General features: G+C 58.8%; 22 protein-coding genes, 1 tRNA gene and 1 riboswitch. Of the genes, 11 read left to right on the forward strand and 12 right to left on the reverse strand.

The genetic code is table 11. The annotated features are described in order from the left end of the window. The first annotated feature begins 5 nt into the window (after nucleotides 1-5). The 4 genes from MED193_RS07310 to MED193_RS07325 all read left to right on the forward strand — a co-directional run bounded on the left by MED193_RS07310 (nucleotide 6) and on the right by MED193_RS07325 (nucleotide 2,060). Complete coding sequence (locus MED193_RS07310) at nucleotides 6-455, forward strand: DUF2867 domain-containing protein (RefSeq protein ID WP_009809046.1); 450 nt, start codon at nucleotides 6-8, stop codon at nucleotides 453-455. Between the two features lie 107 nt (nucleotides 456-562). After that, nucleotides 563-1,324, forward strand: coding sequence for an imidazole glycerol phosphate synthase subunit HisF (gene hisF / locus MED193_RS07315; RefSeq protein ID WP_009809047.1), 762 nt, complete (start codon nucleotides 563-565; stop codon nucleotides 1,322-1,324). After that, nucleotides 1,324-1,746: a hypothetical protein gene (locus MED193_RS07320; RefSeq protein ID WP_009809048.1), complete on the forward strand. Its 423-nt coding sequence runs from the start codon at nucleotides 1,324-1,326 to the stop codon at nucleotides 1,744-1,746. Before hisF ends, MED193_RS07320 begins: the two co-directional genes overlap by 1 nt. Continuing rightward, nucleotides 1,743-2,060, forward strand: coding sequence for a phosphoribosyl-ATP diphosphatase (locus MED193_RS07325; protein ID WP_009809049.1), 318 nt, complete (start codon nucleotides 1,743-1,745; stop codon nucleotides 2,058-2,060). Before MED193_RS07320 ends, MED193_RS07325 begins: the two co-directional genes overlap by 4 nt. Before the next feature lie 242 nt (nucleotides 2,061-2,302). Here the strand turns inward: MED193_RS07325 and MED193_RS07330 are convergent, their stop codons facing one another. The 4 genes from MED193_RS07330 to rlmB form a co-directional block, all read right to left on the reverse strand. Beyond that, nucleotides 2,303-2,773, reverse strand: coding sequence for a CoA-binding protein (locus MED193_RS07330; protein WP_009809050.1), 471 nt, complete (start codon nucleotides 2,771-2,773; stop codon nucleotides 2,303-2,305). A 250-nt stretch (nucleotides 2,774-3,023) separates the two neighbouring features. Further along, complete coding sequence (locus MED193_RS07335) at nucleotides 3,024-3,470, reverse strand: YHS domain-containing (seleno)protein (protein WP_009809051.1); 447 nt, start codon at nucleotides 3,468-3,470, stop codon at nucleotides 3,024-3,026. A gap of 104 nt (nucleotides 3,471-3,574) precedes the next feature. Continuing rightward, nucleotides 3,575-3,958 (reverse strand): hypothetical protein, encoded by a 384-nt coding sequence (locus MED193_RS07340; RefSeq protein ID WP_039966001.1) that lies wholly within the window; start codon nucleotides 3,956-3,958, stop codon nucleotides 3,575-3,577. A gap of 27 nt (nucleotides 3,959-3,985) precedes the next feature. Beyond that, a complete protein-coding gene (rlmB, locus tag MED193_RS07345; RefSeq protein ID WP_009809053.1) occupies nucleotides 3,986-4,777 on the reverse strand; it encodes a 23S rRNA (guanosine(2251)-2'-O)-methyltransferase RlmB in 792 nt (263 codons plus the stop codon). A gap of 119 nt (nucleotides 4,778-4,896) precedes the next feature. Between rlmB and MED193_RS22900 the strand changes: the two genes are divergently transcribed. The 4 genes from MED193_RS22900 (at nucleotide 4,897) to MED193_RS07365 (ending at nucleotide 9,405) form a co-directional block, all read left to right on the forward strand. Then, nucleotides 4,897-4,980 (forward strand) — tRNA-Tyr (locus tag MED193_RS22900). A 497-nt stretch (nucleotides 4,981-5,477) separates the two neighbouring features. Continuing rightward, on the forward strand, nucleotides 5,478-5,828 hold the full coding sequence (locus MED193_RS07350) for a DUF6331 family protein (protein WP_009809054.1): 351 nt from the start codon (nucleotides 5,478-5,480) through the stop codon (nucleotides 5,826-5,828). A 1,057-nt stretch (nucleotides 5,829-6,885) separates the two neighbouring features. Beyond that, on the forward strand, nucleotides 6,886-8,289 hold the full coding sequence (locus MED193_RS07360) for a DUF4856 domain-containing protein (RefSeq protein WP_009809056.1): 1,404 nt from the start codon (nucleotides 6,886-6,888) through the stop codon (nucleotides 8,287-8,289). A gap of 84 nt (nucleotides 8,290-8,373) precedes the next feature. Beyond that, nucleotides 8,374-9,405: a sterol desaturase family protein gene (locus tag MED193_RS07365; RefSeq protein ID WP_009809057.1), complete on the forward strand. Its 1,032-nt coding sequence runs from the start codon at nucleotides 8,374-8,376 to the stop codon at nucleotides 9,403-9,405. Here MED193_RS07365 and MED193_RS07370 read toward each other — a convergent pair. The 8 genes from MED193_RS07370 to bioB form a co-directional block, all read right to left on the reverse strand. After that, complete coding sequence (locus tag MED193_RS07370) at nucleotides 9,402-9,923, reverse strand: DUF2478 domain-containing protein (RefSeq protein WP_009809058.1); 522 nt, start codon at nucleotides 9,921-9,923, stop codon at nucleotides 9,402-9,404. The genes MED193_RS07365 and MED193_RS07370 overlap by 4 nt on opposite strands. A 113-nt stretch (nucleotides 9,924-10,036) precedes the next feature. Then, nucleotides 10,037-12,088 carry a proline/glycine betaine ABC transporter permease gene (locus MED193_RS07375; RefSeq protein WP_009809059.1) on the reverse strand — a complete coding sequence of 684 codons (2,052 nt, stop codon included), beginning with the start codon at nucleotides 12,086-12,088 and terminating at the stop codon, nucleotides 10,037-10,039. After that, on the reverse strand, nucleotides 12,085-13,140 hold the full coding sequence (locus MED193_RS07380; RefSeq protein ID WP_039966743.1) for a glycine betaine/L-proline ABC transporter ATP-binding protein: 1,056 nt from the start codon (nucleotides 13,138-13,140) through the stop codon (nucleotides 12,085-12,087). The genes MED193_RS07375 and MED193_RS07380 overlap by 4 nt, the downstream gene beginning before the upstream one ends. 35 nt (nucleotides 13,141-13,175) lie before the next feature. Then, complete coding sequence (locus MED193_RS07385; RefSeq protein ID WP_009809061.1) at nucleotides 13,176-14,135, reverse strand: ABC transporter substrate-binding protein; 960 nt, start codon at nucleotides 14,133-14,135, stop codon at nucleotides 13,176-13,178. A gap of 414 nt (nucleotides 14,136-14,549) precedes the next feature. After that, nucleotides 14,550-15,848 carry an adenosylmethionine--8-amino-7-oxononanoate transaminase gene (gene bioA, locus MED193_RS07390; protein ID WP_009809062.1) on the reverse strand — a complete coding sequence of 433 codons (1,299 nt, stop codon included), beginning with the start codon at nucleotides 15,846-15,848 and terminating at the stop codon, nucleotides 14,550-14,552. Beyond that, the gene (gene bioD / locus MED193_RS07395; protein WP_009809063.1) at nucleotides 15,848-16,471 is read right to left on the reverse strand and encodes a dethiobiotin synthase; all 624 of its coding nucleotides are present in this window, start codon (nucleotides 16,469-16,471) and stop codon (nucleotides 15,848-15,850) included. The genes bioA and bioD overlap by 1 nt, the downstream gene beginning before the upstream one ends. After that, on the reverse strand, nucleotides 16,468-17,637 hold the full coding sequence (locus MED193_RS07400) for an 8-amino-7-oxononanoate synthase (protein ID WP_009809064.1): 1,170 nt from the start codon (nucleotides 17,635-17,637) through the stop codon (nucleotides 16,468-16,470). Before MED193_RS07400 ends, bioD begins: the two co-directional genes overlap by 4 nt. Continuing rightward, nucleotides 17,634-18,674, reverse strand: coding sequence for a biotin synthase BioB (gene bioB / locus MED193_RS07405; protein ID WP_009809065.1), 1,041 nt, complete (start codon nucleotides 18,672-18,674; stop codon nucleotides 17,634-17,636). Before bioB ends, MED193_RS07400 begins: the two co-directional genes overlap by 4 nt. Before the next feature lie 204 nt (nucleotides 18,675-18,878). Then, nucleotides 18,879-19,005, forward strand: a riboswitch (TPP riboswitch). Nucleotides 19,006-19,124: 119 nt separating this feature from the next. Here bioB and thiC point away from each other — a divergent pair. The 3 genes from thiC to thiS are packed head-to-tail and all read left to right on the forward strand — an operon-like array spanning nucleotide 19,125 to nucleotide 22,107. After that, nucleotides 19,125-20,951: a phosphomethylpyrimidine synthase ThiC gene (thiC, locus tag MED193_RS07410; RefSeq protein WP_009809066.1), complete on the forward strand. Its 1,827-nt coding sequence runs from the start codon at nucleotides 19,125-19,127 to the stop codon at nucleotides 20,949-20,951. Next, a complete protein-coding gene (locus MED193_RS07415) occupies nucleotides 20,948-21,913 on the forward strand; it encodes an FAD-dependent oxidoreductase (protein ID WP_009809067.1) in 966 nt (321 codons plus the stop codon). The genes thiC and MED193_RS07415 overlap by 4 nt, the downstream gene beginning before the upstream one ends. After that, complete coding sequence (gene thiS, locus MED193_RS07420) at nucleotides 21,910-22,107, forward strand: sulfur carrier protein ThiS (RefSeq protein ID WP_009809068.1); 198 nt, start codon at nucleotides 21,910-21,912, stop codon at nucleotides 22,105-22,107. Before MED193_RS07415 ends, thiS begins: the two co-directional genes overlap by 4 nt. The last annotated feature ends 1 nt before the right edge of the window (nucleotide 22,108 follow it).

Raw genomic sequence — 22,108 nt, forward strand, 5'->3', positions numbered from 1 at the left:
CTGCCATGGGTTCAGTCCGCGCTACCGACCTGCCGCCGTCCAGCCTGCTGTTTCAGCAACCCGCAGGCATCCAACCGGATGACTTTGTGGATTGCTACACCAAGCCCAGCGCTCTGCCGCTGGACGAAGCGGCCGAGCGCGCCTTTCGCTTCCCCGCCTGGGTTTCGACCTTGATGCGGCTGCGCAATCTGCTGGTGACCCCATTCGGACTGAATACCGAAGTCACCTCGCCCAACCGGGTCGGTTTTTTCCCGCTCGTCACCCGCTCAGAGACCGAGCTTATTCTCGGAATCGACGATAGCCATCTGGATTTTCGCATCTCGATCCTCAAGCAGGATGGCAGCATCTATTTTGCCACCTGGGTACGGACCAAAAACCGATTTGGCAGAGTCTATCTGCGCACGATCATGCCCTTCCACGTTCTGATCGTGCGCAATGCGGTGTCTCGGGTCTGATCCGGTGTCAAGATTGCCTCTGGCCCCTGTGTTGCCAAAACCGGCGACTGGCCTTTTACCCCACCCCATGGCATTGATCTGCCATATCCACAAAAGGAAGCCCTGACGTGCTGAAAACCCGCATCATTCCCTGCCTTGACGTGGCTGATGGCCGTGTGGTCAAGGGCGTCAATTTTGTCGGCCTGCGCGATGCAGGCGATCCGGTGGAATCCGCCAAGGCCTATGACGCCGCCGGCGCAGATGAGATCACCTTCCTCGACATCCATGCCACCCATGAAAACCGCGGCACCATGTTTGACGTGGTGCGCCGCACTGCGGAACAGTGCTTTGTGCCGCTCACTGTTGGCGGGGGCGTGCGTAGCCGCGAAGACGTGCGCGCGCTTTTGCTCGCAGGGGCCGACAAGGTCTCTTTCAACTCTGCCGCCGTGGCCAATCCCGATGTGATCGCCGAGGCCGCAGACCAGTTTGGCAGCCAATGCATCGTCTGTGCGATTGATGCCAAAACCGTAAGCCCCGGCAAATGGGAGATCTTCACCCATGGCGGCCGTCGCCCCACTGGCATCGACGCAGTGGAGTTCGCGCGCACCGTGGTGGCCAAGGGCGCTGGGGAGATCCTGCTCACCTCGATGGATCGCGACGGCACAAAATCGGGTTTCAACCTGCCACTGACCCGCGCCATCTCGGATGCGGTTCATGTGCCGGTGATCGCCTCCGGCGGCGTTGGCACCCTGGATCATCTGGTCGAAGGGGTCACCGAAGGCGGCGCCTCTGCCGTTCTCGCCGCATCCATTTTTCACTTTGGCGAGTATTCCATCCAGGAGGCTAAAGAACATATGGCCGCTGCAGGCATCCCCATGAGGCTCAACTAGTGGACTGGCAGTCCCTGGAAGTTGAAGAGGGCGACACCACGCTCACACCTTGTGAGTGCTGTAACTCCACCACGGCTGAGATAACTGGCTACATTCTGTCAAAGACACAGGATCTCGCTTGGTATAAAGCCAGATGGTCACCAGCACATCCAGAGACCCCTTTGACAATGGTTGTCTACACAGGGGATTGGAGTGATGGTGGTCTGGCTACCGCACGCTGGGGGAGCCGCATCTCGGTCTACTACCAGCCTGAACCTGGATGCAGCCTTCTCGACTGGGAAGCGACACAGCAAGATACACTCAATTCTTTCACCCCCTTAGATCGCAATGACATCCTTGGCTCTTCGTATGAGCCCGAACTCTGGGCCTGCGTCGACGCAATCCTCATGAAAGACCAAAGACTGGAGAATTTTGTAAAATGACCCTCCTGCACGATCTCGAAGCAACCATCATCAACCGTAAATCCGCCGATCCCAAAAGCAGCTGGACCGCCAAACTGCTCGCCAAAGGTCCGGAAAAATGCGCCGAAAAATTTGGGGAAGAGGCCATTGAGGCCATCATCGAGGCGGTTAAGGGCGACAGGGAGAAACTGGCCTCGGAAGGCGCAGATGCGCTCTACCATTTTCTGGTGATGCTGGCGGCGCGCGATGTGGCACTGGATGATGTGCTGGCAGAGCTTGCCAAACGCAAAAGCCAAAGTGGCCTGGACGAAAAAGCCTCCCGCGCCAAAGCCTAATTCTGCAACACCCTTTGCCACCGCCGGGTCAAGGGCCGCTCGGCGGCCGCGCGCCAGCGCGGTTTACCCTTGAGGCGGCAGATCTAATACAATTGATCTGGCACTCTGAGGGGCAGACCAGCCCCTCAGAGGCGTCTCAGCAGATCCCTTTGCCGGGCCGCAGGCCCGGCTGGGCCCAACGGGGGAGGATCAATCTGTGATTGTTCCGAGACGGGCGGGAGCCCCCGGTCCTTGTTCAGCCGCTACAGTTTGGAAGAAATGATTCCTGTGGCAAAGCCGCCCATACGCAGCTCACCAAACAGGCGCTGATATTCGATCTTGGGGCACCGGTTCTGCACCACATCCACGCCGCGCGCTTCGGCCTGCGCTGCCGCCTCAGCATGTTCAACCCCGATCTGCATCCAGATGCATTTCAGATCCGCAAAGACCTGCAATGCCTCCTCCACAATAGCCGGCACGGCCTCGGAGCGGCGGAAAATATCCACCATATCTACAGGATCAGAAATAGCAGACAGGCTGGGTTGCACCAGCTCCCCAAACAAACGCTTACCGGCATGGCCCGGATTCACCGGAATGACCCGGTATCCCTTGAGCCCCAGATACCGCGCCACATAATAACTGGGGCGCACGGGATTCATCGACACCCCAACAACGGCAATGGTGCGGTTGCGTTGCAGAATGGCTTTCAAATGGCTGTCGCTATAGTCTGTCATGCCCTAGACCTAGCGGCTCCGCGCAGCGCCGCCTAGCCCTGCAGCGACACAAAAGAGACGCGATCTAGCGCACAGCGCGCAAAAAAGCGCCCGGAGGCCATAGGCTCCGGGCGCGAGGTATGGAACGAGGGACAGTAAAAGGATCTACGGTGGTTCCACTCCGCAGTCCCTATAGATGTAGGATGGCAACAGTAAAAAAAAAGAGCTTTTCAGGCCTTTTTTCACATCATCACAAAAGAGTTGAACAGGGTTAGTCGCGTAAAACTGCAGGCCAGTTGCCCCGCGCGGCCTGCAACAACGCGCCCGCATCCTCCTGCCAGATGACCTGCACAGAAGCATTGTTCAGCAAGAACAGCTCACCATTATCGATTCGCCAGAGGTGCGGGTCGCCTGGTGCCAGATAGCCCTGAGACATGGCATAGGCGCAATAGCCACCAAAAACCGGGGCATAGGCGCGGGGATTCGCCTCAAATCGTGCCTGATTGCCAGAAGACACAAAGCGCCAAACAACGCCTTTCCACATCAAAGCAAACTCTTGTCTACCTTCAACAGCGCCCTGACCTTCAAAAAATGAAACGACATCATAGCCATCCAGCGCGAGTCCATTGCGCTCAGAAAAAATCGACACCTCTGCCCGCGCTGACAGCGGGGCAAGACACAGGGACAATGCCAGAGCGGTGAAAATTTGGCGCAGCACCAATTGGGCCTCCGAAAGATGAAAATAGAACAGTCCTAAATCTGACCGAGATTGGTTACTATTCCTAGATAGATTACGCAGATGTGAACTAGCCGTGAGCGCGATCAGTCGAAAATATCCTCGACCAGATCAACCGCTTCGGACAACAGCACATGAAACAGCCCTTTGCGCTTCTTAACCTTCTTGACCTTGTTCGGCCTATGCTTGGCTGTTTTGCTTTTGACCTGTTTGGGCTTTTTGACAGGCGACTTGCCCACCGGCCCATGAGATTTTGCTGCGAGCTGTCGCTCCGCCGCGCTTGGCAGCCGAGCCCCCTTTCCCGGCGCCAGGGGGCGGGCCTTTTGACTGGAGAGCGGAGCACCGCAGGTTCCACAGACCAGAGCCGAGACACCATTGCCCGATCGCCCCCCTCCTGGGAGAAAACTCGACTGCACACCGCAGTAACAACAGCTTACGATCTTACCGCCATGGGTGCCACATTGTGCCATCTATCGCCCTACCCTGTGCAGGCGGTCTTAGGACCGCTCCAGACTCGCATATAGGGCAATCGCCGCCGCATTTGAGACGTTGAGCGACCCAAAACCGCCCGCTGCGTCAATTTTCACCAGGTGATCAACCGTTTCCTTGGTTTTCTGGCGCAGGCCCGGACCTTCTGCACCCAGGACCAGCGCCACAGGCAGATCCCTGCGCCCCTCAAGACAGCTCTCGATGGTCTGCTCGGCCTCGCCATCCAGACCCAAAACCACATAGCCCATATTCTGCAACTCAGTAATGGTATCGGCCAAGTTGCGCATCCGCAGATAGGGCTGGCGCTCCAGCGCGCCGCTGGCCGTCTTTGCCAAAGCCCCGGTTTCTGGCGCCGAATGGTGCCGGGTACCAATCACCGCGCTGGCGCCAAACACCTCAGCCGAGCGTAGAATCGCCCCAACATTATGGGGGTCCGTGACGCGATCGAGCAGAATCACCCGGGGGATCTCGGCCCCGATACAGTTTTCCGACAAGGAGCCCCAGTTTAGCGGCTTGACCTCTAGCGCCGCCCCCTGATGCACCGAGTTTGGATCCAAAGGCGCATTGAATTTGCGCGGCTCCACCAGTTCCGGCTCCACCCCAGAGGCTGCAATGGCCTCTTCCAGCTTATTCTGCGCATTCAGCGTCACGATAAGACGCAGTTTTTCCCGCTGAGGGTTCATCAAGGCATCACGAACCGCGTGCAGACCAAAAAGCCAGACGGTCTCGGCGCCACCGGCTTTCTTGTTCTGCTCCTTTTCGATCACCCACTGGGGCTTTTTGGTGGGTTTCTTGGACATCGTTCTCTCCAGCAAAAGGAATTTCAAGTTCGGGCAAAAAACTTACGCTTTTTCTGTTGACGCCCCTTGGGTGCGCTAGTAATCACGCCCTCACAGCAGGTCAACAGCGACTTGCTAGTGGGCGACAGGCCGCAAGGTGTGGCAGGGGACTGTAACTCCCTCGCGGAGACGCACGCCTGGTTCGATTCCAGGGTCGCCCACCATTTTCTCTCTTAAGTTACTGGATTTAGTAGACAAAATGGTGGAGCCGTTGGGCTATCTGCCTATCCATGCGCCAAGCCCAAAAGTGCTTAGGGTGACCTTTCACATAGCTACTTTATAGGTTGCCCTTCTAGGTCAATTACAGGCTGCAAGACAGCATTGTCTCCGAGCGCCTCCCGATTAGCTGCCCTTCAAATACCGTGCCACGGAATCAAACGACAAGCCCACAGCCGCTGTGGGCGCTTCGCTGGGATGCTCCACCGGCGACTGTTGGCCGCTAGCAGCCCGAAGTGACCGATCCGAAGCGAGGTTGGCTCTCCTTGCCGCACATGCACAAATCGCGCCTCGACTTCCCAGAACCGGACATTCAAGCTGCCAAACGCGGCTTTTTGCCCTCAATGTCGGCTTCGAGCCCATAGCGACCGATGGTGCGCGCCACCCCAAGGTCTGCTATTCTGGTACGAATAGGGCAAGTGAATCTTGAGAAGAGCGTTAAAGAATGAAAATCGAATACCCTCTCCTGGGAATGATACAAAACTGCGCGACAATCTGTGAGCCGGAGTGCTGCGGGATCGATGCGTTCGAATTCTCCCCATTTCATATCGCCTCATATCTACTGCGATATACAGGGCGTATTGATCAAGAGGAGCTGGACAAGATCAGAAACCAACTCTCGGTTTTGAATGCCAGCTACGGAACAGCTGGAACCCAACAGGAAGGCTGCACCCTCGACGAAATGAACCAAATTTTTAGCGGAAAAGACATCAACAACTTGGTTAAAACTATCGACCTAGCATTAGACCGAGCATGCGAGCTTATTTCCGCCGAGCCGCCGCAAAGCGGACTTTAAACTCTGAAAAACCAAAGGAAGCTCCGTCCGCTCAGCCGACCTTGACCTCCTACCTCTGTACCGATTTGGTGCGCTGGCGCGGCGAACGGCTGCAGTGAGCCCTTCCTTGCCACTCAAAGTTCAGCGTAAGTTGTTCGAGTGTAACAATGGAATAGCCTCCTCTATGAAACCATCTGCCCCCAACCCAAGGATCAAACTATCGAAACTCCGCGATATTGGCTGGAGCCTATGGGATCCAATCGGGCTCTTGTCTACGGGCGGTCCTTTTACTGGTACATGGACAAATGACGCAAACCGAGGGTTTGCAGATGAATACGATAACTATCTGATTGCTGCGGCCTCTCAGATTCGCAGAGGGGCGTCGAGCACTGAGGTTGTTGGCTACCTTGTCCAGATCGAATCCGAACACATGGGGCTGGGCGTAAGTCCAACAACACAGGCACGGGCAGAAGCTGTAATAGCTGCAATCATGGCTGATGAAGCGATCTGGACGTATCCAGACGAACAAGGAAGATTCGAATAGGAAGTCGGTTGTTTTGTCCGCTCTGCAGCCCTCCAACCCCAAAATTTCGCTGCACCTCTGAGCAATGACCGCTTTTCACGCGGCATCGCAGCGGTCTTAGGCTGTGGTCCTAGGCTGAAAGACGGACTTTGCAAAGGTCACTTACTGCGCATAGCCGACTTTAGCGCTGGTTTTCGCATACCAGTTTAAGATGTCTCACCGTGAGGTTGCCATAAGGGCGAGCAACGTGATCAGCCCCAGATGAGTGGTCCCAATTGATTGTGAAGGCATAATTAGCCTGGGTTTCATCTGGACGATGGTTTCAGGGGCCGGTGTGCCGCCGAATACCGGCTGACTGAGTTTTCGCTGTAATCCTCTGGCAGGGTTTCGCAGTTCCTCCTGCGCAGGCCTTCCTTGGCGGGCGCCCCAGAGAGATCTGAAACACTTTTCCCCAATACCGAATTTCTGCCCTTGACAGCCCAGGGGTAAATATAAGTATTTCAGTCAGGAATTATTCCTGAGCAAAAAGCTCAGGACAAATCTGTGGGAGAGATCATGTCCAAACACCCTTTCAAGCTGACAACCTGTCTTGTCGCGACCGCCCTGTTTTCCGGAGCCGCCTTTGCAGGCGACACCTATGGCCCCTATCCGGTCACCGTGAAAACATATGATGGAGACAAGACCAACTCGGTGTCTTATGGCGGGCAGATCGCACGCCATGTTCTCTCTGACAGCCTGAAACGGCTGGCGGGCTCCGGCAATGGTGGTGCCAATGCCGCCGAGGTAGAAGCCCAAATGTTGAGCTATTTCAACGGCTCAGACCTAGACCTGGAAATTCTGGCCCCCACTGCAAGAGACGGCTTTCCGATCCGTCAAACCATGGTGGGAGAGCTCTCTGGTGGCAAGAATATCGCAGGCAAGTTCTATGATGGTGCCATGCCAGCCTGGCCTGGCAACCTGACGGGTAAAGAAGTCCTGCTGCATATGATCGGCAAGGCCGCCGAGGCGGATGGCGGCTTTGACGCCACCCATGGATATGACTATGCCCAGCTCATCTCAAAATTCACTATGGGCGCGATGGCCTACAACCAGGCGGTGGACAACTATCTCGACGAGAAACTAGACGCCGGTGTAAAGCCAAACGGCCAACCCTATAGCGAGGGAGCCGCCTATACTGGCAAGGAACATGTCTGGGATGAGGCTTTTGGATATTTTGGTGCCGCGGCCCATAGCCTGTTGCTGAGCGCTGAGGACAACTACGCCACCTCGAAACGTAAGAGCCTGGAAGCAGCAGATGCCAATGGTGATGGCATCGTTGATCTTAAGTCCGAGATGGTTTTTGCGGGCGCCTATTACGCAGCGGGTGCCGACAAATCCGGTAAAACCGCCTATATGCAAACCATCATGCGTGCCTTCATTGATGGGCGCGAGCTGATCACATCCGCCAATGGCGAAGATCTGAGCGAGGCCCAGCGCCAGCAGCTCAAAGCCTACGCCGCCACAATCGCCGACAACTGGGAGAAGGTCTTTGCCGAGGCCGCGTTCAAATATGCAGGATCGGTCTACAAAGACATCACGGCGATCACCACTGCTGCGGATGACGAAGCCCGCGCCAAGGCCTATCGTGCCTATGTCAAACACTGGAGCGAGATGAAGGGCTTTGTCATGGCGCTGCAAAGCGGCAAGAACAACCTGGGCCGCACCGCTGTGCACCTGAACCGCCTGATCGGCTTTAGCCCCGTCACCTTGGATGAAACCATCGTGTCGGGCATCGATGCCGATGGCAATTTTATCAAAGATCGCAAACTGTCCTGGAACAGCTACCAGCTGCATATGTTGCGGGTGCAGGAGCTGTTGATCAAGGACTTCGCCATTGAGGCCCGTGCCAAGGACGCAACTGCCGAGCTGGCGGGGCTGGTCGATAGCCTCAGCAATGATGGCGGCGCCGAATCCGACTAGGCCGCTCCCAGTTCAGGCGGGGGCCGTGCCAACTCGCGCGGCCCCCACTTTCTATGTAATTTTTCGTTGGCCAGGACAGCTGCTTTGGACCTTCTTGATCAGATTGCGCAGATCTTTGCGGATTTTGTGAACCCAAAGAAACGGATTTTCCTCGGGTATATAGCGCTATCTGCGCTGATCGCCCTGGGCTTTCTGGTGGTGCGCCGCAAAGGCGCCAGGGGCGCCTGGGCGCAGGCGGTGAAGCAGATCCTGGACCCAAAGGTGTTCTTATCACGCTCAGCCATTGCCGATTATAAGATCTTTGTCATCAACCGGCTGTTCAGTTTTTTGATCTCGCCGCTGCTCTTGTCACAGGTGGGCATTGCCACAGCGATCTATTTTGCTCTGCACCGGGTTGAGTTCCTGCACCCCGGCCAGTTCAGCACGCTCAACCAGCCGACAATCATCGCCCTGTTTACCCTGGTGCTCTTTGTGGTCGATGATTTCTCAAAATACCTGCTGCACCGCTGGATGCACCGATTTCCGCTGCTGTGGTCTCTGCATAAGGTTCACCATTCCGCCACCACACTGACGCCCGTCACCGTCTACAGGGTGCACCCCCTGGAGGGCGTGCTATACACCCTGCGCAGTATCGTGACCCAGGGCAGCGTGATCCCGCTGTTCTACTTTCTGTTTGGCAGCGATATCAGCCTCTATAGCGTGGTGGGGGTCAATGTGCTGGTCTTTGTCTTTCATGTGACCGGGTCCAACCTACGCCATTCCCATATCAGCATCAGCTATTGGCCCTGGCTGGAGCATCTGTTCATTTCCCCGGCGCAGCATCACCTGCATCACTCCACCGCCGAGCGCCATTTCGACAAGAACTTTGGCGCGGCACTGGCGATCTGGGACTGGCTCTTTGCCTCGCTGCATCTATCAAAGGGCGAAACCAGCGACCTGACCTTTGGGCTGGATGCCCGCGAAAACAGTTCAGAGGCGCAGCTGAGCGTGCTGTATTTCCAGCCCCTGCGCGATATGGCGCGCATTGCCAAGCGCCTGCTGCGCCGGCTGATACTGCGCCCTGCCCTGCGACTGCTGGCTCTGTTTAGACCGCCACGATCGGACCCAAAGGCCTAGCCTGCATCCTCGGCCAGCGCCTGTTCGACCCAGGCCACCAAACCGTCTAGCTCGCTTGCGCCCTGAACCGCCATCCCGTCGGAAAAGGCCTTAAAGGGTTCGACATTCATCCGATTGACGCCAGAGACCACCACCAGCCCCTGGGCCAGGGCCTCTCCGATGACGGGGCGCATGCCTCTCCCATCGGCTTCGTGTTTGCCGAACTTATTGACAATCAGCACCTGCGGGCGCGGCTCAGCAGTAAGACTGCTGCTCACTTGGCCTACGGCTTGCTCCAGCGCCTCAGGATTCAATCGGCAGCCCCGCGCCCCCGCCCCCAAAGACTGTGAAATGCGAATGGTTTCGCCTGCGGGTAGGACCCGAACATCCATGTCACACAAGGCATCATCGCTACATTCGGTATTGGTTTGCACGATCCCCGCCAGGGCGATGCCTTTGGCATGCAGTGCCTCAGCCAGGCTGCTCAGCAGCCGATCGGTGCCGCCACGGGTTTCGGTCATGACATAGGCCAGATGCATCACTTGCCCTCTCAACAGTGGTTTGCAGTTGCGCCTCAATTGCTATCCGCAATCGCTCCCCGGCACCAGAGGGGTTTTCCCGCGCCCAAATGCAGGGGCGCGGGAGAAAGGTTTTAGAGGCCAAGCGCCTTTTTACGCTCTTGCGCAAAGCCCTGTACGATGCGGTCGGCAATCAGCGCCAGGATCGCCATGGCGGCCCCGGCCGAAATTCCCAGCCCAACATCCGCCTTCCCCAGTGCCAGATAGATAGACTGACCCAGGCCGGTGGTACCGATCAGCGCCGCAATCACCAGCATGGCAAAGGCATAGAGAATGGTCTGGTTGAGCCCCAGCAGAATGGTTGGTGCCGCATAGGGCGCCCGCACATCCCGCATCATCTGCCAGCCCGTAGCCCCCGATGCGGTTGCAGCCTCAATCATATCGTCCGGAGTCGAGATCAGCCCCTGCCTTGTGTAACGGATCATTGGCACCACCGCATAGGCGATGATCGCCAGAAAGGCCGAGAACTCGCCAATCTGAAACACCATGAGCACCGGGATCAGGAAGACAAACAGCGGGATGGTCTGCAGCATATCGCAAATTGGTCGCACGATGCGCCAAGCGAGCGGGGAGACCGCGCTCAGCAGGCCAATAGCCCCACCCAGCACCGCGCAGGCAAAGACCGCCGCGCCTGACAGGTAGAGCGACAGCAAAGCCCGCTCCCACAGCCCCGAAACCAGGATCGTGGTGAGCAGAACCAGCGAAAGCAGTGCCAGACGCGGCCCACCCGCGACCCAGGACAGGGCCGCTGCCCCTGCCAGCACAAAGGGCCAGGACAATTGCGACACGCCAGTTTCCAGAATGCCGGCGGCGATTAATACCACCAGGCCCAGCGTCACCTGCCCCCGCAGCGCGCAGGCTGCACCAACAAGCGCCGCCGCGCCGTAGAACCAGAGGCTCATCACCGGGGTCCATTGAAAGCCCCAGGTAAAGGGCAGGATTGCCTGGTCCAGTCCAATGCGCAGCGGCAGCAGCACATAGAACATCACGCCATTTTTGAAACTGGTCAGCGCTTCAGCATTCGCACGCGTGAAATCCGTAAGCCAGCTGTCAAGCCCATCCGCCAGCGGATCCATCAATTGATAGCTGCCGGGATCGCCAATCCGGCTCCAGAACACCAGGCTTATGATCAGCCCGAGCAGCAGAATTCCCAACGAGACCCGGCCGTCCCAAAGCTGGCGGCGTTCCTGGGCCAGGGTCGCGCTCATCCGGTCGATCAGGATGGCAAAGATCACGATCACAGCCCCAGCCAGCATGGCCGGACCAAACTGCGCCTTTCGCATGGTCAGCAGGACTTCCCAACCGATGTCATTGAAGCCGCCGATAACGGCGGCAATGATCACCATTGACAAGGCCGCCATCAGGCATTGGTTCACCCCAACCATGATCTGCACTTTGGCGGCTGGGATTTCCACCTGGAACAGCTGCTGTATCCGGGTGCCACCCGCCATGATCGCCGCTTCTTTAACTTCGTGTTCGACCCGCTGCAGCCCCAAGAGCACATTGCGCGCCATGGGCGGCGCGGCATAAATCGCCGAGGCAATGAGACCCACAACAGGGCCAAAGCCAAAGAGCACCAAAAGCGGCGTCAGATAGGCAAAGGTCGGCACAGTCTGCATCACATCCAGCAGGGCCTGAACCGGGGCACGAAAGGCTGGGAATTCATTGGCGAGAATGCCAATACCCGCCCCGACCACCAGCGCCAGAGGCACCGAAACCGCCACCAGCGCCAGGGTATTCATCCCCTGTGGCCAATAGCCGGAGACCAGGACCAAGCCCAGCCCGATCGCCGCCATGGCCGCCATCTTAATCCCGCCCAGACGCCAGCCCAGCGCCACAGTCGCCGCAATCAGCAGGGGCCAGGGCACGGCTGACAGCACATAGTTGGTCGCGGCCATTGGATAGGCCATCAAAGCAGAGAATATCCGCGCCGCAGGTTTCAGAAAGGTCAGCCCCGATTTGACACCGGTCCCGACAGTTTCAGTGGCAGGAAGCACCCATTCTTTTGGGAAAATGCTGAGCCAGGGCATCAGCCCCTCAAGTAACAGGCAAAGCGCGCCGACGATCAGTGCAATCGCAGCCGCCAGACTTCCCGCGCTCAGGCTTGCAAAGCTGACACGGCTCATGTGTCGGTTTCCACCTGCAGGGCCGCCGCCAGATCGGCAGGGTTGATCACTCCAACCAGGCTGCCATCTGCGTCGCGTACTGGCACGGGCTCATACAGATCCATACAGCGCGCCAGCGCCGCATCCAGTGTCATGTCGCGCCGCAGCCCGGGATCATCGGCGCCAAAGGGGTGGTTTTGCGGATCCTTCATCACCGAAGCCACATGGGCATGACGCCCCTTGGCCACATCCTTGGAGAACTCGCGTACATAGTCATCCACCGGGTTCAGCACGATATCAGCGGGGGTGCCGATCTGCACGATTTTGCCATCACGCATGATGGCAATACGATCCGCCAGCTTTAGCGCTTCGTTGATGTCATGGGTGATGAACACAATCGTGGTCTTCAGTTTTTCCTGAATATCCAGGAATTCATCCTGCAACTGGCGACGGATCAGCGGGTCCAGCGCTGAAAAAGGCTCATCCAGGAACCAGACGGAACAATCTGCCACCAAAGAGCGCGCGATCCCTACCCGTTGGCGTTGGCCGCCCGATAGCTCGCGCGGGAAACGATCTTCCCGCCCCGACAGATCGACCAGATCAATCACCTCTTTCGCCTTCGCCAGGCGGGCCTTTTTCTTAACGCCCTGCACCTTGAGCGGATAAGCCACATTCTCGGCCACGGTCATATGGGGGAACAGGCCAAAGTGCTGAAACACCATGCCCAGCGTCTTGCGGCGCAGTTCGATCAATCGCGCCTTGCTGGCAGAGACAATATCCTCCCCCTCAATACGGATCTCCCCATGAGAGGCAGGCAAGAGCTGTGAGATACAGCGGATCAATGTCGATTTTCCGGACCCAGACAGGCCCATAATGACAAAAAGTTCGCCTTCTTTGACGTCAAAATTGGCATCCTGCACCGCAGGCACCAACCCCTGAGCCCGCAACGCAGCTGCGACCTCATCCGCCGTTTCGTACTGTGACAGCGCCTTTTCCAAGGCGCTGTCAGCATTTTCACCAAAAACCTGCCAGACATTCTGGCAGGAAATGGCGGGCGTATCGGAGCCAGTCACAGCTGTCTCGCGCGCGGCCTCGATCACCGTCTTGCTCACTTTGTTGCGGCGTCGACGACAGGGCGCCAGCTGGCTTCATTGGCTTCCATCCAAGCGCCAACCACCTCTTCGACCTTGCCGCCGTCTACGTCCACGGCGCCCATCATCGGCTGCTGATCCGCAACGCTCAGGGTGTAGTTGGACAGGATTTCATAGGCGGCTGGCCATGTTTCGGCCATGCCGGACCATGCGGCCTTGGAAATCAGTGTCGACGAGAAGTCACAGTCGTTGATCGCATTGGGGTTCGGCCCCCAGGCCGGATCATTAAAGCAGGCCTCTTCACCGGCTGGCAGGTCCACAAATTTCACATCATAAGCCGACATCGCCCAATGGGGCTGCCAGAAGGTGACCAGCAGCGGCGTCTTGCGTTCGCTGGAGGCGCGCAGCTCTGCGATCAAGGCCCCTTCGGATCCTGCAGGTATCGCTTTGAAGGGCAGTTCAAGCCCAGTCATACGGTCTGCCCCAGGCGTGCCCCAATCAGCAGGGTAGTCAACCAGACGCCCCGCTGGCAGGGTCTCAGCCGCAGCAAACAGAGGCGCGCAGTCTTTCAGGGCTTCCCAGGCAGGCAGACCAGGACAAAGCTCCGCCACATGGGCGGGATAGGCGATGCCTTCTTTGGCGGCCAGTTCCAGATCGCCCAGATCGACAATGCTGCCCTCAGAAATCTTGATGGCATATTCATCGGAGACGTTGGAGGACCAGATCTCCAGCGTTGCGTGGATTTCGCCATCGGCAATCGCTTGGAACTGGTTCAACATGCCCGCAGTGACATATTCCACCTTGTACCCTGCAGCTTTGAGCATCTCACCAGCGATATGGGTGGTCACATGCTGGCCCGTCCATTCGTTGATCGCCAGTTTGATGGGCTGATCCACAGCCCCCAGTTCAGCAGAGTTGCCCAGGCCCGCGGCCAAGGATGCCGCACCTAACACACATGCAAATGTTGTCTTTTTCATTGTTGATTTCCCTGTCTTTGTGCCTCGCCGCTCAGGATCGACGAGGTGGATTATAGTGGAGCCCCATGGCTCATCCGGCCCTTTTTGCGCTGGCAGGCCGCATCTCTCTGGGTTCAGAACCAGCATGGCCATCGTAATATCTCCGAGTGTGGCCGGGTATGCCACAAGTTTTTGAACGCATTACGACCCATTGTCGAGCATTTGCGCCATAAACTCGCAAAATTCTGAATTCTCCATTCAGTTTTTCGTACATGTGATCAATAAAAAGACCCCCAATCACCGCAAGACCTCCTTATCGACTCGGTCACAAAGCCGCAGCGCTCAATCCGGACTTGGCAGGGGCTGAAGCCGCTGCGACGATCCAGCCCTGCCCCCTGGAGACATTGTTTACGACAGGCAGTCAGGCCGCGCGCGCTATAGCTCCTGTGCCAAACGCCTCATGCCTGCGGTGATTTCACTCAGCTGCTTTGGCGTCGTCACAAAGGGGGGCATTGTGTAGATATTCTTGCCAAAGGGGCGCAGAAAAACGCCCATCTCATGCGCCAGGGCATGGGCGGCATCTGCCGATACCACGTGGTTCATCTCTATGACACCAATCGCGCCGAGCACCCGGACATCGCGGACCTGAGGCAAGGCCCGCGCAGGCTCCAGGTCCTGAACCAGCTGAACAGAAATCTCTGCTACTCGGGCACGCCAATCCTGCCCCGTCAGCAAATCCAGCGCCGCCTTGGCCGCCGCGCAGGCCAGTGGATTGGCCATATAGGTGGGCCCATGCATAAAGATCCCCGGGGAGCCATGGCCGATACCCAACGCAACGCGATCATTGGTCATGGTGCAGGCAAAGGAGATATGCCCGCCCGTCAGCCCCTTGCCAAGACAGATGATATCCGGCTCAACGCTGCAAAAATCAGTGGCAAACAGCTCGCCTGTGCGACCAAAGCCCGTGGCAATTTCGTCAAAGATCAACAAAATGCCCAGCTCATCACAGAGCGCGCGCGCCTGGTTGAGGTATTCGGGATGGTAAAAATACATCCCCCCCGTGCCCTGCACTACGGGTTCAAGGATAAAGCCGGCGATCTTATCGGCATTGGCCTCCAGCACAGCACGCAGTTCGCCCAACCCATTGTGATCTGGATCGTCCGTCCAGGGCGCTGCCATGGGGATTGGCGGACGCGAAACAAAATGCTGCACACTCAGCGCGCCCTGAAACAGGTGATGCATGCCGGTATCCGGGTCACAGACGCTCATCGCCTTCCAGGTGTCGCCGTGATAGCCCGAGCGTATGGTGGCAAACTGACTGCGCCCCACGTGCCCCTTTGCATGCTGGTACTGCACCGCCATCTTCATCGCCACCTCAACCGAGACCGATCCGGAATCGCAATAGAAGATCCGCGTCAGGCTTTGGGGGGTGATCTCCAGCAGCTTGCGCCCCAGGTCTATGGCCGGATCATGGGTCAACCCGCCGAACATCACATGTGGCAGGCGGTCCAGCTGATCATGGATGGCGCTTGTAATGGCTGGGTTGCGATGCCCATGCATCATGCACCACCAAGAAGACATGGCGTCAATCAGCCGGGTGCCATCCTCCAGGGTGATATGTACCCCTTCGCTCTCTTTCACCACAAAGGTGGGACCGGGTTTGGCGACATTGGTATAGGGATGCCAGAGGTGCTGCTGGTCAAACTCCAGCTGGCTGAGATCCGATGCACTCATCACAGCGCCTCCCTTATCAGGTCCAGATTGATGTTCTGCGCAAAAACCTCTGCGAGGACCTCTTTGTTCAAGGTGTCGATCACCGGAAGACGCCCCAGGTGCGCGACTTTGCCGAACTGCAGGATGGTTTCCTCGACCTCCGGCTCAGCATCGCCGATAAAGGCCACCCCCACCACATCACAGCCTGCATCGCGCAGCGCCTTAAGCGACAAAAGCGTGTGATTGATGGTGCCCAGTTGCGTGCGCGCGCACAGGATCACCGGGGCGCCCCAACGGGCAAAGAGATCAAGGTAAAGCGTTTCTCGATTCAGCGGCACCATCAGCCCGCCTGCCCCTTCGACCACCAAAGGCCCGTCCACCTGCGGCAGCCTGAGCCTATCGGGGTCAATCACCATCCCTTCGGCCTCGGCCGATAGATGTGGCGAGGCGGGCATTTGCAGCAGATAGCCCTCAGACAACGGTGTAACGCCGGAAAGCCGCGCCACGATCTGGCTGTCGGTTTCCTCTTCCAGGCCCGATTGAACCGGTTTCCAGTAGCTGGCTGCGAGCGCCTGCACCAGACCGGCAGAAAAGATGGTTTTACCGATGCCGGTATCGGTCCCAGTCACCACCAGGGCATTCATGCAACCTGATCCAGCGCATAGGGTTGCAGGTTTGACTGCGCCAGCTCGGCCGCCAGAGTCTCAAACAGCTCGGTGATCACGGGTTTTGTCAAGGTGCCAGTCAGCGAGATCCGCAGCCGCGAGGTCCCCTTGGGCACCGTAGGGGGGCGAATGCCGCGCACGTCAAAGCCCTGCGCCTGCATCCGTTCGGACAGCGCCATGGTCGGCTTGTCCTCGCCGATGATCACCGGCAGGATCTGGCTCTGATAGCCGCTGATCCCACACAGCCGGGTGGCCTCGCTATGGGCATGGGTAATCAGATCCCAGGCGCGCGCGCGTCGCCCGGCGTTCTCGGCCAGATCCCGCAGCGCCACCCGTACCAGGGCCGCATTCAGCGGCGAAGGTGCCGTGGCAAAGATAAAGCCGCGGCCGCGATTGACCAGGAATTCGATCAGTACCTGCGCCCCGCAGATCAGCGCACCAGACACGCCGAGGCCCTTGCCACAGGTATGCAGTGTCAGCACCCAGGGGTTCTGCGCATAGTCATGCGCCAGACCCCGGCCCAGATCCCCAAACAACCCGGAGGCATGGGCCTCATCCACCACCAGAACCGCCGCCTCGCGCTTCGCCAGCGCTGCAAACTCCGGCAAGGGCGCCAATGTGCCCTCCATTGAGTAGACAGATTCCACCGCGATCCAGATCTGACCGCTGCCGCCCTCACTGCGCCAGTTGGCAATCTGCGCCGCCGCATCTGCGGGGCTGTTGTGACTGAAACTGCGGCTCTCGCCCCGGCCCAGACGCATACCATCATGGGTGCTGGCATGGATCAGCGCATCATAAAGCACCAAATCGCCCCGCTGTGGCAGGGTTGAGAAGATCGCCTGATTGGCATTAAAGCCGCCGCCCATAAACAACGCCGCCTCGGTGCCAAAAAACGCCGCCGCCTCGGCTTCCAGCGCGATATGCTCCTCCGCATTGCCGCGCAGCAGACGCGAACCGCCTGCGCCTACGGGCACACCGCGCTCCAGCGCCTCCAGCGCCGCAGTTTTCAGGGTCTGGCTTTGTGCCAGCCCCAGGTAATCGTTCGAAGAAAAGTCATGACCCGCACGCGGGATCAACCGGCGGAAGCGCCCCTGCTCGCGCAGATCTTCCAGCCCGGTGGTATGGCGTGGGAAAACGTCACTCATACCGAAGCCTCCTCGCGGGTTTCAGCAGCGCTCCCAGGGCAGGTATTGGCCTGTGCCTCATCGTGGCTGCCATCCGAGCCAACGCCCATGGCGGTGATGCCCAGCTTGTCGAACAGGATCTGATCCTTGTCTTCCTCAGGGTTATCCGCCGTCAACAATGTGTCACCAACAAAGATCGAATTGGCCCCAGCAAAGAAACACATGGCCTGCAGCTCATCCGACATATCGGTGCGTCCGGCAGACAGGCGAACGTGGGATTTTGGCATCAGGATCCGCGCAAGGGCGATGGTGCGGACAAACTCAATCGGGTCGAGCTTGGCCACATCGGCCAGCGGCGTATCGGCGATTGGGATCAACATGTTCACCGGCACCGAATCCGGATGCTCCTCCAGAGTGGCCAAAGCCAGCATCATGTCGATGCGGTCCATCTGCTGCTCGCCCATACCAACGATACCACCAGCGCAGACCTTCATGCCCGCCTCGCGCACCCGGTTCAGGGTGTCGATACGATCGGCAAAGGTGCGGGTGGTGATGATCTCGGAGTAATAGCGCTCGGAGGTGTCGATATTGTGGTTGTAATAGTCCAGACCCGCGTCGCGCAGGCGGAAGACCTGATTGTCATCCAGCATGCCCAGGGTCATGCAGGTCTCCATGCCCAGACCCTTGACCCCTTCGATCATCGCCTCCAGCGCCGCCATGTCGCGATCCTTGGGCGACCGCCAGGCCGCCCCCATGCAATAGCGCGTGGCACCGCCTGCCTTGGCTTTGCGCGCCTCGGCAATCACCCGCTCCACCTCAATCAGCTTGCTGGCCGACAGCTTGGCGCCGTTGCGCGCAGACTGCGAGCAATAGGCACAGTCCTCGGCACAGCCTCCGGTTTTGATGCTCAACAGCTTGGAGCGCTGCACCTGATTGGGGTCGTAGTGCTGACGATGCACCGACTGCGCCCGAAACAGCAGATCCATGAAAGGCATGTTGTAGATCTCTTCGGCTTCTGCGCGGGTCCAGTCGTTTCGAAGGGGGGCGGCGTCCAGCATGGGCTCTCCTGAGGGGTCACAGTGTTGATTTTGAGGGCGCTACGCCCGGCGCCTGCTTTATAGATATTTTCTCCAAAAGCACCAAGCATTTATGCCGATGCGCCGGAATTCTGGAAAACATTCCATCTATAATGTTGTTTTATATTGATATTTTTTATCTATAAAAAAATCAGTTGACGCTCACCCCGCCCCTCCCCTAGGTCTTAGCCTACGCAGGGGAGTCCCACCGAGGGGACTGAGAGGCTGACAGGGCAGAGCAATCTGACCGGCGACGCGACCCTTAGAACCTGACCCAGTTGACACTGGCGTAGGAAGCTAGGACGCATTGCTTGCGGGGCTGTACTCCCTCTTGCCTGCGCACCGAACCGGGAGGGCCGTACATCCTCTCCGAGCCTCCCAGCCAAGCCTCATCTGGTGACCTTTTTGAGTATTGGCTCGAGGAGCACCAAAATGAACAAAGCAAGCCCCGCCCCGACCCCAGCGGTCACCACCGGCGCCCTGCCCGCCTCGCAAAAGATCTATGTGCCTGGTGATTTGCACCCCGATATCCGGGTGCCGATGCGGGAGATCTCGACCCATCCCACCGCAGGCGAAGCGCCGCTGCCGGTCTATGACAGCTCCGGCCCCTATACCGATCCCGACCACACCACTGACATTCGTCAGGGCCTGCCCGCCTTGCGCGGGGACTGGATCCGTGCCCGCGGCGATGTTGAGGAATATGAAGGCCGCGAGATCACCGAGGCCGACAATGGTTTTGTCAAAGGCGACCGGCTGACACCGGAGTTCCCGGTAAAGCCTGCGCCATTGCAGGCCAAGGGCGATTCCGCCCCAACTCAGCTGGCCTATGCCCGCGCCGGCATCATCACGCCGGAAATGGAATTTGTCGCCATCCGCGAAAACCAGCTGCGCGAGCTGTCGCCCTGTCACCGCGACGGCCATGACTGGGGCGCCAATATCCCCGACTATGTGACCCCGGAATTTGTCCGCTCGGAAATCGCTGCGGGCCGCGCCATCATCCCGGCAAATATCAATCACCCAGAAATCGAACCGATGATCATCGGCCGCAACTTCTTGGTCAAGATCAACGCCAATATGGGCACCTCTGCCGTGAGCTCCTCGATGGAGGAAGAAGTCGACAAGCTGGTCTGGTCGATCCGCTGGGGCGCTGACACGGTGATGGATCTGTCAACTGGGCGTAACATCCACAACACCCGCGAATGGATCATCCGCAACTCTCCCGTGCCGATCGGCACCGTGCCGATGTATCAGGCGCTGGAAAAGGTCAATGGCATCGCCGAGGATCTGACCTGGGAAGTATTCCGTGACACGCTCATCGAACAGGCCGAACAGGGCGTGGACTATTTCACCATCCATGCCGGCGTTCGCCTGCACATGGTGCCGATGACGGTGGAACGCGTCACCGGGATCGTGTCGCGTGGCGGATCGATCATGGCGAAATGGTGCCTGCATCACCACAAAGAGAGCTTTCTCTACGAGCATTTTGAGGAAATCTGCGACATCTGCCGCAGGTATGACGTCTCCTTCTCCCTTGGCGATGGGTTGCGCCCCGGCTCCATTGCCGATGCCAATGACGCGGCGCAGTTCGCCGAGCTGGAGACCCTGGGCGAGCTGACAAAGATCGCCTGGGCCAAGGACTGCCAGGTGATGATCGAGGGCCCCGGCCATGTAGCCATGCACAAGATCAAGGAGAACATGGACAAGCAGCTGGAGTGCTGCCACGAGGCACCTTTCTATACACTTGGCCCCCTCACCACTGATATTGCACCGGGCTATGATCATATTACCTCTGGTATTGGCGCGGCGATGATCGGCTGGTTCGGCTGTGCCATGCTTTGCTATGTGACGCCCAAAGAACACCTCGGCCTGCCGGACCGCGACGACGTCAAGGTTGGCGTGATCACCTATAAGATCGCAGCCCATGCGGCGGATCTGGCCAAGGGGCTGCCGGGGGCGCAGCGGCGCGACGATGCGCTGTCACGTGCCCGGTTTGAGTTCCGCTGGGAGGATCAGTTCAACCTCTCGCTGGATCCGGATACCGCGCGGGACTACCACGACCAGACCCTGCCCAAAGAGGCCCATAAGGTGGCGCATTTCTGCTCTATGTGCGGGCCCAAGTTCTGCTCCATGCGGATCAGCCATGACATTCGCGCCGAAGCTCAGAAAGAGGGCATGGAGGCCATGGCCGCCAAGTTCCGTGAAGGGGGAGAGCTCTACGTGCCAGCCCCCGCAGACAAAACGCTGGAACCAGGCGCATGATCAAAATCGCGGGGGCGGGGCTTGCGGGCCTCACCACCGCTTACGAGCTCTTGCAACGCGGCGCAGAGGTCACCCTGTTCGACTCTGGCTCTGGCCCCGGCTCGACGAGTGTCGCCCGCTATGCCGGGGGCATGCTGGCACCCTTTTGCGAGGGGGAAAGCGCGGAAGAGGAGGTCATCACCCTCGGCAGCCGCGCCTCAGAGTGGTGGGCCAAGATCACAGCGGTGCACCGGCGCGGCACGCTGGTGGTTGCGCCCCCCCGCGACCGGGCTGAACTCACCCGGTTCGCCCGTCGCACCAGGGGCCATCAGTTGCTGACACACGCCGAGATCGCCGAGCTGGAGCCCGCGCTGTCGGGCCGCTTTGCCACGGGATTGTTCTTCAAGGAGGAAGCGCATCTGGACCCGCGTCGCGCCCTGCGGGACCTCGCCCAGGTGATCACCGACATGGGCGGCCAGATCGTCTATGGCCACCCTGCTCCCAAGCGGGTGGATCTCAACTGCACCGGCATGGCCGCAGGTCTGCCTGGCCTGCGCCCGGTGCGCGGAGAGATGGTGATACTGCGTTGTCCTGAAATTGACCTCCGCCGCACCCTGCGGCTCCTGCATCCCCGTATCCCGCTTTATCTGGTGCCCCGCGATGATCATCACGTCATGATTGGCGCCACCATGATCGAGAGCAGCTCCACCCGCGCGCCGACGCTACGATCGGTCCATGAATTGCTCAGCGCCGCCTTTGCCCTACATCCCGCCTTTGGCGAGGCCAGCCTAGTTGAATTGGGGGCAGGTCTACGCCCGGCCTTTGCCGACAATCTGCCCCGCCTGATTGAACAGGACGGCGTGCTTCACCTGAACGGTCTGTACCGCCACGGCTTTTTGCTGGCCCCGGAGATGGCGCGCCGCGCCGCTGCGAAACTGATGCCCCAGCCTGCAAACATCTTTGCCAAGGAACGAAACGGATGAAAATTACCGTGAACGCCAAACCCCATGAGGTTTCCGCCAGCACCCTGGACGGCGCCTTGAACGAGCTGGGGCTGATCAGCCCAGCACTCGCCACCGCGCTGAACGGCGCCTTTGTTTCGCGCGCGAAACGTGTTGAGACAGTGTTAACAGACGGCGACCGGATTGAAGTCCTGGCGCCGATGCAGGGAGGGTAAC

The sequence above is a fragment of the Roseobacter sp. MED193 genome, assembly GCF_000152965.1.
In the GTDB taxonomy this organism is placed as follows: Bacteria; Pseudomonadota; Alphaproteobacteria; order Rhodobacterales; family Rhodobacteraceae; genus Pseudophaeobacter.